This is a genomic window from Gordonia paraffinivorans NBRC 108238 (genome assembly GCF_000344155.1).
GTDB lineage: Bacteria > Actinomycetota > Actinomycetes > Mycobacteriales > Mycobacteriaceae > Gordonia > Gordonia paraffinivorans.
Genome location: NZ_BAOQ01000066.1, coordinates 1 through 8352, shown reverse-complemented (window position 1 = coordinate 8352; position 8352 = coordinate 1). Strand labels below are relative to the sequence as shown.

The 8352-nt window shown below is 62.7% G+C and carries 8 protein-coding genes and 1 pseudogene; 2 read left to right on the top strand and 7 right to left on the bottom strand.

Annotation, left to right across the window (positions count from 1 at the left end; translation table 11 throughout):
• Positions 1–84 precede the first annotated feature (84 nt).
• Together GP2_RS21990 and GP2_RS20420 are read right to left on the bottom strand one after the other, a co-directional pair.
• Positions 85–274, bottom strand: a pseudogene (locus GP2_RS21990) (IS3 family transposase); the annotation flags it as partial.
• Positions 275–567: 293 nt separating this feature from the next.
• Positions 568–2382 carry an AMP-dependent synthetase/ligase gene (locus GP2_RS20420; RefSeq protein ID WP_169334006.1) on the bottom strand — a complete coding sequence of 605 codons (1815 nt, stop codon included), beginning with the start codon at positions 2380–2382 and terminating at the stop codon, positions 568–570.
• A gap of 163 nt (positions 2383–2545) precedes the next feature.
• On the opposite strand from GP2_RS20420, the gene GP2_RS20415 reads away from it, so the two are divergent.
• On the top strand, positions 2546–3322 hold the full coding sequence (locus GP2_RS20415) for an SDR family oxidoreductase (protein WP_006902541.1): 777 nt from the start codon (positions 2546–2548) through the stop codon (positions 3320–3322).
• 350 nt (positions 3323–3672) lie between these two features.
• Here the strand turns inward: GP2_RS20415 and GP2_RS20410 are convergent, their stop codons facing one another.
• The 3 genes from GP2_RS20410 to GP2_RS20400 all read right to left on the bottom strand — a co-directional run bounded on the left by GP2_RS20410 (position 3673) and on the right by GP2_RS20400 (position 6765).
• Entirely contained in the window at positions 3673–4890 is a 1218-nt protein-coding gene (locus tag GP2_RS20410) for a PucR family transcriptional regulator (protein WP_040527618.1), read from the bottom strand.
• Between the two features lie 73 nt (positions 4891–4963).
• Positions 4964–5932 carry a polysaccharide deacetylase family protein gene (locus tag GP2_RS20405; protein WP_006902537.1) on the bottom strand — a complete coding sequence of 323 codons (969 nt, stop codon included), beginning with the start codon at positions 5930–5932 and terminating at the stop codon, positions 4964–4966.
• A 440-nt stretch (positions 5933–6372) separates the two neighbouring features.
• A complete protein-coding gene (locus tag GP2_RS20400) occupies positions 6373–6765 on the bottom strand; it encodes a hypothetical protein (protein WP_006902536.1) in 393 nt (130 codons plus the stop codon).
• Between the two features lie 141 nt (positions 6766–6906).
• Between GP2_RS20400 and GP2_RS20395 the strand changes: the two genes are divergently transcribed.
• Positions 6907–7365, top strand: coding sequence for a helicase associated domain-containing protein (locus GP2_RS20395; RefSeq protein WP_006902535.1), 459 nt, complete (start codon positions 6907–6909; stop codon positions 7363–7365).
• Here the strand turns inward: GP2_RS20395 and GP2_RS20390 are convergent.
• Both GP2_RS20390 and GP2_RS20385 read right to left on the bottom strand, forming a co-directional pair.
• Positions 7362–7841, bottom strand: a complete 480-nt coding sequence (locus GP2_RS20390; RefSeq protein WP_006902534.1) for a hypothetical protein — start codon at positions 7839–7841, stop codon at positions 7362–7364. The genes GP2_RS20395 and GP2_RS20390 overlap by 4 nt on opposite strands.
• Before the next feature lie 60 nt (positions 7842–7901).
• The gene (locus GP2_RS20385; RefSeq protein WP_040527617.1) at positions 7902–8183 is read right to left on the bottom strand and encodes a hypothetical protein; all 282 of its coding nucleotides are present in this window, start codon (positions 8181–8183) and stop codon (positions 7902–7904) included.
• Positions 8184–8352 lie beyond the last annotated feature (169 nt).

The window sequence follows — 8352 nt, the reverse complement described above, 5'->3', positions numbered from 1 at the left end:
CCTTATCCGAGTGCACAATGGTCCCGGCCGGCGACCGGGCATCGACCGCGTGTTGCGCTGCAGCCACAGCCAGTGACGCGTGCACTTGATCACACACAGATACAGCTTGCGCTCATCAGTCCAGTGTTCGGTGATATCGGTCAGCCACAACTGGAAGGCGGACCGCGGTGAAGCTGCGCTCGACGAGATCGTCATGGACTTGTGGCCCCGAGCAGAGGGTCAGGCCGCGCTTCTTGCTGATCACAGACCAGATCCGCTCGTGCGGGCACAACCGCGCTCCCCGGGTTCTCGCCGGAGACAAAGCCGTGATCGGTACATCACTTGGCTTAATGTTCTGCGACAGATAGCCCGCCGCCCGACACATCACCTCCGCTTCCTGTTTGCCACCGGATTCGTTTGCGCACCTCCCGAAGCTCGGCCGACTCGTCTGACGGTGCCTCTGATGCGCTGTCGCGGCCGGTCCCGTCCCCAGGATCGGTAAACTTCATCCACCGCTGCGGACAGGCCTCGGAAACTTCCGAAGTCCTGCGCAACCTGGCGCAGCGAAGCCTACGCGAGCCGTTCGGATCAAGCGCGTCTATGGGTTTGGGTGTTCAGGTAGGAGTCGACTTCGTTATCGGCGTAGAGGCTGTCGATCACATCGGCGTATTTGCGTTCGACGTCGGTGCGTCGGATCTTGAGGGTGGGCGTGAGTTCCCCGCTGTCGACGGTCCAGGGTTGAGGAAGCAGGGCGTGCCTGCGGATGCGTTCGTGTCGGGAGAGTTGAGCGTTGGCGTCGTCGACGATTCTGTCGAACGCACTGCGCAACTCGTCATTCACGAGTAGGTCGGTTGGGGTGCCTTTGATACCGAGTTCGGAGGTGATTCGATCGAAGTCTGGGACAATGAGCGCAATGTTGAAGGGTCGTTGATCGCCGATGACAACGACTGATGACACCAGCGGCGATGCGCTGGCCACGACGTCTTCGATTCGTGTGGGGGACATGTTCTCACCGCCGGCGCTGATGATGAGTTCCTTCTTGCGGCCGACGATGCGGAGTTGGTCGGCGTCCCATTCGCCGAGGTCGCCGGAGTGGAACCATCCCTCGGCATCGAAACTGGCTGCGGTAGCGGCGGGGTCATCGCGGTAACCGACAGCCAGATGGGGTCCTCGGATCAGGACTTCTCCGTCATCGGCGAGGATGACTTCGGTGCCGGGCAGGGCGCGGCCGACGGTGCCAAGACGGTGGTCTCCGGGGGCGCTGAAGGTTGCTATGCCCGAGGTCTCGCTCAAGCCCCACAGATCGTGCAACGGCATTCCTAGTGCGGCGAAGAACAGGTGCGTCGCGCGGGGTAAAGGCGCAGACCCGGTGATGATCCACTCGGCTGCATCGAGGCCGACCCGTTTGCGCATCGGGAGGAAGCAGGCGGCATCGGCTTCGTCGACCTTGGCGGCCAGGGTGGCTGGGACCGGTTGTCCCGCTTCACGCAGCTCGATGACGGTTCGAGCGTCGTTGAGGGCTTCATAGATCGCAGTGCGGGCGGCTGGTGTGTCGTTGTCGATCTCGCGCAGCATCTGGGCGTGGAGTCGTTGCCAGATGCGCGGCACCGAGGTGAAGAGGGTGGGGCGGATGTCGGGCAGTACATCGAAGAGCGCGCGCGCATCGGAGATCGTGGTGACCGATGATCCGCACACCAGCGCTGTGTAGTGGCCGACTACACGATCGACGATGTGTGCGTGAGGGAGGTACGAGATGGTGCGTCCCTGTGCGAGGGGCACGATCGAATCGATGAATCGGGCGATGAACAGTAACGATCTGTGCGTCAGTTCGACGCCCTTGGGTGGGCCGGTAGTACCGGATGTATAGATCAGCGTGGCAATGGAATCTGCACAGATCGCGGGGGGTTCGAATGGTGTGCGTGCACCCAACTGCCTCAACGAGAACAGCGTCGTTGGGGCGCCATTCCCGCTGGGGGCAGTTAAGGGTTTGGTGAGATCGGTGGGGCCGACCTCGATGAAGGTGACGGGATGCTCATACGGCTCGAGTTGTAGTGCTGCCAGCAGGTCAGGTTCGCCGATGACGACCCGGGCTCGTGCGCGGCGCACCAGCTCAGCGTTCTGGGTCCCGGCGGCGTTGGCGTACAGCGAGAATGGCGTAGCGCCGGTGATCAGCGTCGCGGTGTCGACCAGCTGCCACTCCGGACGGTTGCCCATCAAGATCGCGACCGTCGATCCCGGCCCGATGTCGAGCGATGTCAGTCCTGCGGCGAGATCGTCCGCAAGGCACTGGTATTCGCGCCACGTGAGGTCAATTCGTCCATCGCTGCTCCGCAGAGCGCGCTTATCCGGTGTTGCCCGAACGGTGGAACGAAAGGCCGAAACGAGGCTGTCAGCAGAACCCATGGCGACGACCATATGGGGCGTGTGCTGGCTCACGAAACGGTGTCATCGCCCACTCGCGAGTAGGCGATGACACCACTGCGAAATGGAGCTGTGTAGCGCATTCTTCAGACACGACACCCATTTTCATTCGCGCTCGACCTTCGAAGAACGGACCTTCCCACGCATGACCGCGCTCCCAGACTATTCAAACCTCTTCTGCGTCAAGGACAAGACTGTGTTGGTTACCGGTGGCACCAGTGGAATCGGTGCCATGATCGCCGAAGGCCTGCGCTCGCAAGGAGCGCAGGTAGTTGTGGCCGGAAGGAAGGCCGCATCGCTCGAACGGGCACGTCAACTAGGCCTGGACGTTGTGCAGGTCGATCTGTCCCTCGACGACGCACCCCGGTACCTCGCCGATGACGTGAGCGCCAGGTATGGTCAGCTCGACGTCTTGATCAACAATGCAGGGGCTACGTGGGGAGCCCCGCTCGCGGATTTCCCAGAGACAGGCTGGGACAAGGTCATCGATCTCAATGTCCGAGTTCCGTTCTTCCTGACCCAGGCGCTCCTCCCCGCGCTGGCGCGAGGTGCGTCCGCTGCTGACCCCAGCCGTGTCATCATGATCGGCAGTATCGATGGTGGCCTGCGAGTGCCTGAGACGCCTTCGTACTCCTACTCGGCGAGTAAAGCTGCTGTGCATCAACTGACTCGACACCTCGCTCGAGACCTCGGTGCATCCAATATCACTGTCAACGCCATCGCCCCTGGGCCCTTTGAGTCCAGGATGATGGACGCCATCCTCAACGCTCGCGGCGATCACATCGCGGCACTGTCGCCGCTCGGGCGCATAGGTCGCCCCGACGATGTCGTTGGAGCGGCAACATTCCTGTCGAGCAGGGCGGGCGCCTACCTGACCGGTGCGATCATCCCGGTCGACGGTGGAATCGCCACAACCGTATAGCGGGACAACTGCACCAAGACACCTGGTTGGCCTACCTTGCAAGCACCATGAACAGAACCCGTAGAGAAGCGATGAGTAGTGAAGAACTCAAGATGATCGCCTTCGCTGAGCAAGGCATGCCGTTCAATGGTTCTCGAGACGATGAGATACTGCCAACCTTCGGGCTGACGCCCGGAGACTTCTACCTCAGGACAGCGCAGGTCGTCTCACAAGTTTCCACGCCCGGTGACGCACGGGCCGTACGGTTCGCCCACTACTGCTGTCGAAAAGCCAAAGAGCATGAGACCGCTTCTCGACCCGTTAACGGGATCGCGTACTGATATCTTGATCCTTCTCGGACCGATTACGTGTTACTGCGGCGGATTGTGGTCAACGAGCGGGGTTAGCTCAATCGCGACGCGCAGCAGCAAGTCGCCAGGGTCCAGCTCGGTCTGCAACTGTTCTGCGATTCGTTCTAGCCGCTTGATCACCGAATTCGTGTGCAATCCCAATGCGCGCGCAGTGCGGGTCGGGCTCCCGGACTCGGCGAACCAGACTCGCAGCGTCAGAACAAGGTTAGGCTGACTCAGTAGAGGCCCCACACGACGTGTCACGATCGATCTCGCCAAATCGTCAGCGTGCGAGGCCATCGAGATCACCGCGACGTCATCAAAGTGGACAACGGGCAGCCGATCCGGTCGGAAGGTCGTCGCCACCCTCCGCGCTTCGAGCGCTTCACGATGGCTGCTGCGAAACCCGACTATCCCAGTGTGTACCGCGCCGAAGGCGACACAGACACCCCGTGGCATATCCGAAGGCAGTGAGCCAGAGGTGAGCGACGAAGCCTCCAACGCCAGCCAGCCATGAATTGTCCGGTGATCGATACGCAGTTGTAAGAGCTGCCGGGCCCGTGTCGCAGCCCTCACATAGGACGCGGCGCGGTCGAGGTCGGGTCCTGCAGGGTCGGCCGACCATAAGACGAAGGCCACATGGTGGCCCGCGAAACTGTAGTTGAGACGCTGCTGTGCCGCGGCCTCATCGACGTCGTCACGCAACACACGCCGTATCCAGTCATGAAGATCGGAGACCGTGCGTCGGCGCAGCAGTTCGGCCTCACGCAAATGCAGTGCAACAGCCGTGGCCATCGCTGCGCGCAGGTAGCGGTACAGCCGATCCATGGCGACTTCCAAGGCGTCAGCCCTCGTCGCGTCAGCGACCCGAGGTTGCCCGTGGCGCAGAGAGTGGGCGAACATCTGCACGATAACGTCGCCGGCAGCATCGTAGGCGAGCACCAGTTCTGGAAGATCGACGCCCGATACGGCCAAGTGCTGGGCCCACCGTTTCGCCGGTGCCGCGAGGCGTACTATCGGCTGCGTTTCACCAGCCTCGACCACCTGATACAGCACCGGTAGGTGCGATGTCAGCGCCGAGCGCAGAAGAGCACGGTCACTGTCGGTGCTCACAACCGAAGGCGTGGCACGAACAACCGCGTCGAACATCTGCCCGACGATCGCTTCGCTGTCCCGCTCAAGCCAATCAAGGAAAATCTTCAGGCCGTCCGAGGACCCAGCGTCGTCCTCCTGGTACATCACTCGATGCTAGTCCCCTCTACAGGGCGGCCGACGGGCTCCATATCGTGGCCGCCACCGACCGCCGCCGTAGCTACGACCAATCCCAATCCCATTCGCCACCCACCCGTGCCGCGATCGGCTTGAGGATGTGGTCCTCGTACACTTCGAAACTCCCGTAGCCATCCAGTGGGCTCGCGTCCAGCACGGCAGCAGTCATCTCTGCGGGAACCAGATCTCTCTTGATTCCGGCAGCGGCAAGCTGTCGCTCCATGTGATTGCGGAACTGGTGAGTCACCGGGGGAAGCAACTTGTTACTGGGGTGACGCATCGCCTCGTCGAGACCGATGAACTCGACCCCGATCTGTGTGAACCGGTCCAGGATCGCACCGAGCATGTCACAGGCGATGGGAGTCGCGTGGATCAGCCAGATGCACGGCACATCCGTCCCCCACAGCTCCCGAGCAGCTGCGGAATGACTTCGCAGATGAAACTCAGCGGCATCGACATAGCTGTTACGCAGCATCGCTAGAGCGTCCTCGTCGCGATTGACCTTCGCCCGGTAGTACGGAGCGATCCACGCGAAGTCGCCGAACCACGCGGTGATCGGTGCGACCGTGTACCCCGAATCGCGCAGGTGGTCTTCAACGATGCCGCGTTTCTGCTCTGATCGTCCGGTCATGTCCATCGCGTACCGGAAATAGCGCGTCGGGGCGGCGTCGAGAAGATCGCCAAGGACGCTTTCAGCGACATCAATGTCGTTGACGTATTGCTCGCCGGTAACCCAATTCAACGAGGCATGATGATGAGTGTGGTTACCCAGATGGTGACCTGCATCCACCCACAGGTCGAGGACGCCACGCAGCTTGGGGGACTGCGCCACCGGGTAGGTGTGCGGGAAGCCGTAGCAACCCTTGATGTTGCGCTGAGCGAGCGTGTCCACCATCGAAGACACGATCCCGTGGGCGGTATAACCCGCAGGGAGCGGAGACCCCTCCCACAAGATGAGTTCATCGACGGTCACAGCAACCCGAATGGGCTCATCTACAAGTGGTCGAGACATGTCGCTGTCCTTTCAATAGAAACTTCGAGCGACCGGGACATTGAGAGACTCACAACCTGATTGGCCCTCGAAAGTGGTACGCACCACACTAAGAAGTAGTCCAGGCGCAGGTCAGGTGTCGCCGAACCACCGCCCGGTAGACTAAGCCACCACCGAAGCAGCTGGCACGGTGTCGTCGTTCTAGAGTGTCTCGGTCTGGCCGAACACCGGTAGGACAACAGAACCGCTCGGGGTGGGCGCGCCGATGGTGACAACGGACTGCTGTCTGGATGTACGCTAGGCCCCATGTGCTGTGCGGGCAGCGAAGTCGCTACGCCGGTCGCTGCGAGACACGTGGGTCCGGTCGCGCTGATCCCGCCGCCGCCGCTGCCACCGATGCCCAGGCTCGCCCCGACACTGCCGGTCACCGATTCCAGCTGCAGTCGACGTGCGGGGTTGGTTCATCCCACCGCGGCGAACTGGCGGGCAGCGTTGAGCACCTGGGGGCCGACGTCGGCGAGTTCACCGTCGCGCAACAGCAACGCCGGCGCCCGGTCGTCGAGGACCGGGTTGAGTCCTTGGAACCAGGCCTGGGCGACGGCGGGGGTGTCGCGTTCGGTGATCAGGCGGGCGGCGCGGTAGGCGATCCGGAGCCGTTCGACGTCGTCGTGGTTGGCGATGGTGCGGGTGCCCTCGGCCCATTGCCGCACCGCTCGAGTTTCGCTCACCCGGCCCAGGTAGGCCACGAGTTTCGCGCCGAGCAGATCGCGCAATGCAGCCACGAGTTCGGGCTGCGACATGCGTGCTGCTTCGGCGTAGGCGGCCAGATCCGGCCGGGGATGTGCTGCTGTCATGGTGATCACCTCTCGATCCCAGTATAGATCCCATACCGCGTGACAGCTAGACACCAGAGGGAGTGCCGGCCGCGACCCCTCGATGGTCGTGGGAGAACGCCGGCTGGGTGGTCGACCGCTCGCCGGCGACAGGCACACTAGGTGACCGTGACCAGCCGATTCGATGAGGGTATCGCCCATCTACATCGGTACGTCGCCGTGCACGGCACCAGCAACCCGCGCCAGCGGGACGCTATCGATGGATTCCCGATAGGCCGGTGGGTCAACACACGCCGCTCCGACTATCGCCGTGGCGTCTTGCCCGCGGAGCGGATCGCGCAACTCGAGTCCGAGTTCCCCGACTGGCAGTGGAAGACCAACGCCCGGACGAGCTTCACCGCCGGCCTGAACCATCTGCGCCGCTACGTCGCCCGCCACGGCACCAGCAACCCACGCCAGCACGACGTCATCGACGGATTCCCGATCGGTACCTGGGTCGCCACCCGTCGCGCCGAATACCGGTCCGGACAAATGCCACCTGGACACGTCCGCCAGATCGAAGCCGAGTTCCCCGACTGGCAGTGGAACATTCGACGATCTGGTGGATCGTCTACCGGCTAGTGATCAGGGCGAGCGCCTGCGTTCCGTGCCTCGCGGAGTGCGCGGTCGTAGTTCTGGATGGCGATCCGCTCGAAGACGAACTGGTGAAGAATTGCCGCGGTCGTGGTTTCTCCCTCAAGGGGATGACTCTGCCGCCAGTCGCCAAGTGCGAGTAGGTCGACACCGAGGGTCTGCCGAGGATGTTCACGCGCTTCGTTGATGTCGTTGCGCACAGCTTCCAACTCGCGGCCGAGGCGATCTACTAGTTGCAGGGCGCGCCGCAGGTGGTGATCGCGTTGCTCCTCGAGAAGAGTCACGCACTGCGCCCAGGTGGGTACGGCGTCGGCAGGGAAGTAGATGTGCCCCGCCCGACCTCGCTGTACGTGCGGCAGAAGGTCGTCACTGACCATCCGTCTCAGCACGTCCAGTGAAACGCCGGACTGCGCTGACACCTCGGAGAGCTTCAGTAGCTCACCGGTTCGCTCGGACTCATCCATCCATCGCTTCCCTCCATGATCGCGGGTACTCGCATGCGGAGTTGGGCCGCGGCGCGACGATCATTTGCGCTTCGCCGCGGCGACGGTCTTCTTTCGTGCCGCTTTCGTGGGTGCCGCCTCTCCCTGCAGTTTGTAGATCGTCACCGTCGATTCCGGAGCGAACGTCTTCTTGTCATTGGGCCGCTGACCACGTCGCGTGAACAGCAGCTTTGCGTCCACGAGTTCTTTGGTCCCCCGAGTCCGGGTCGAGGCCGTGAGCCCGATGCGCCGCTCGAACCGTCTGGTCGACCACCACACCTCACCGCCGTCCTTCGGTTGCTCGGCCAGCAACGCCAGCAGCATCGCAACACCGGGTGTCCCGAGCTCATACATCTTGATCCCGAAAAGACGCTGCCCGAGCTCTGTACCAGCTCGTCGAGCTCAACGACCGAGGTCAGCTTCGAGGTGTCTCCAATCCGGCGCGAATGGCGGCCCTGATCAAGCGGTACGTAGCAGACCCGGCCTAGCCTCG